Source organism: Vibrio profundi, assembly GCF_043642225.1.
Classification (GTDB): domain Bacteria; phylum Pseudomonadota; class Gammaproteobacteria; order Enterobacterales; family Vibrionaceae; genus Vibrio; species Vibrio profundi_A.
Window position 1 is genome coordinate 1 of record NZ_JBHZSF010000043.1, and the last position, 1,575, is coordinate 1,575.

At 53.3% G+C, this 1,575-nt stretch carries 1 rRNA gene; it reads right to left on the reverse strand.

From position 1 onward, the window contains the following. Positions 1–10 precede the first annotated feature (10 nt). Positions 11–1,565, reverse strand: a 16S ribosomal RNA gene (locus tag ACHUFI_RS22395). Between the last annotated feature and the right edge of the window lie 10 nt (positions 1,566–1,575).

Here is a 1,575-nt window from a genome sequence, read left to right on the forward strand (position 1 = left end):
TATCTTCGTATAAGGAGGTGATCCAGCCCCAGGTTCCCCTAGGGCTACCTTGTTACGACTTCACCCCAGTCATGAACCACAAAGTGGTGAGCGTCCTCCCCGAAAGGTTAAACTACCCACTTCTTTTGCAGCCCACTCCCATGGTGTGACGGGCGGTGTGTACAAGGCCCGGGAACGTATTCACCGTAGCATTCTGATCTACGATTACTAGCGATTCCGACTTCATGGAGTCGAGTTGCAGACTCCAATCCGGACTACGACGCACTTTTTGGGATTCGCTCACTCTCGCAAGTTGGCTGCCCTCTGTATGCGCCATTGTAGCACGTGTGTAGCCCTACTCGTAAGGGCCATGATGACTTGACGTCGTCCCCACCTTCCTCCGGTTTATCACCGGCAGTCTCCCTGGAGTTCCCGACATTACTCGCTGGCAAACAAGGATAAGGGTTGCGCTCGTTGCGGGACTTAACCCAACATTTCACAACACGAGCTGACGACAGCCATGCAGCACCTGTCTCAGAGCTCCCGAAGGCACACCTGCGTCTCCGCTGGCTTCTCTGGATGTCAAGAGTAGGTAAGGTTCTTCGCGTTGCATCGAATTAAACCACATGCTCCACCGCTTGTGCGGGCCCCCGTCAATTCATTTGAGTTTTAATCTTGCGACCGTACTCCCCAGGCGGTCTACTTAACGCGTTAGCTCCGAAAGCCACGGCTCAAGGCCACAACCTCCAAGTAGACATCGTTTACGGCGTGGACTACCAGGGTATCTAATCCTGTTTGCTCCCCACGCTTTCGCATCTGAGTGTCAGTATCTGTCCAGGGGGCCGCCTTCGCCACTGGTATTCCTTCAGATCTCTACGCATTTCACCGCTACACCTGAAATTCTACCCCCCTCTACAGTACTCTAGTTCACCAGTTTCAAATGCAGTTCCGAGGTTGAGCCCCGGGCTTTCACATCTGACTTAATGAACCACCTGCATGCGCTTTACGCCCAGTAATTCCGATTAACGCTCGCACCCTCCGTATTACCGCGGCTGCTGGCACGGAGTTAGCCGGTGCTTCTTCTGCAGCTAACGTCAAGATATGCACGTATTAAGTACACACCCTTCCTCACTGCTGAAAGTACTTTACAACCCGAAGGCCTTCTTCATACACGCGGCATGGCTGCATCAGGCTTTCGCCCATTGTGCAATATTCCCCACTGCTGCCTCCCGTAGGAGTCTGGACCGTGTCTCAGTTCCAGTGTGGCTGATCATCCTCTCAGACCAGCTAGGGATCGTCGCCTTGGTGAGCCATTACCTCACCAACTAGCTAATCCCACCTAGGCGTATCCGGTAGCACAAGGCCCGAAGGTCCCCTGCTTTGCTCCAAAGAGATTATGCGGTATTAGCCATCGTTTCCAATGGTTATCCCCCTCTACCGGGCAACTTCCTAGGCATTACTCACCCGTCCGCCGCTCGACGCCCTTATCGTTCCCCGAAGGTTCAGATAAGTCGTTTCCGCTCGACTTGCATGTGTTAGGCCTGCCGCCAGCGTTCAATCTGAGCCATGATCAAACTCTTCAATTTAAGATTTTGT